This is a genomic window from Clostridium sartagoforme AAU1, assembly GCF_000401215.1.
GTDB lineage: Bacteria > Bacillota > Clostridia > Clostridiales > Clostridiaceae > Clostridium > Clostridium sartagoforme.
In genome coordinates this window covers 1-663 of the sequence record NZ_ASRV01000277.1, presented here as the reverse complement: position 1 = coordinate 663, position 663 = coordinate 1, and the positions used below count along the sequence as shown (strand labels likewise).

Here is a 663-nt window from a genome sequence, read left to right as displayed (position 1 = left end):
AAGTAAATCCTCTATTAAATTATTATTTCTTTCTATATTGTTATTAAGCACAATACATATCCTAGATGAATTTAAACTAATTATATCTACTTCTTTATTAAAATAAATTTCTATTATCTTTTTAATTTTTTTGCTATATTGCTTTTTATAATCAATTATCACAAGGTAACCTTCTTCTTCTATATGAATATTAAGTTCCTTACCTCTATCTATAAACTCATCATCATAAATTTCTTTTCTATGAATCCACTCATACAAATACTCTTCTTTTAATTTATTTTTTATTATATACTTTTCAATACTATACTCCTGTTGAATCAAAAGTTCTGTTGTAACCTTAACTAACTCACCAAAAGCTCTTACCTTTTTGGGACTTCCTGTTATTCCAACTACTCCTATACTTCGTTTGTTAAACATTATAGGCATATTAACTCCTGGTTTTACCCCTTCTCTTTCTTCATATACTTCTATAGCTGAAGTTCCTTGCAATGCTTCTTGAGCTCCTAAATGCAATGTATTAATCCTATCCCTATCTCCACTTGCTATAATTATTCCATCCTTATCCATAATATTTACATTATAAGGTATTATGTCCATCATTCTATCAACTATTTTTTGTGCTAAAGATTTACTAAGCATAATATAATTCTCCTCATAAATTAT

1 protein-coding gene is annotated in these 663 nt (G+C 26.5%); it reads right to left on the bottom strand.

Annotation, left to right across the window (positions count from 1 at the left end):
- On the bottom strand, window positions 1–639 hold a 639-nt coding region (locus tag A500_RS19095; protein ID WP_040437213.1), incomplete at its 3' end, for a sugar diacid recognition domain-containing protein.
- Window positions 640–663 lie beyond the last annotated feature (24 nt).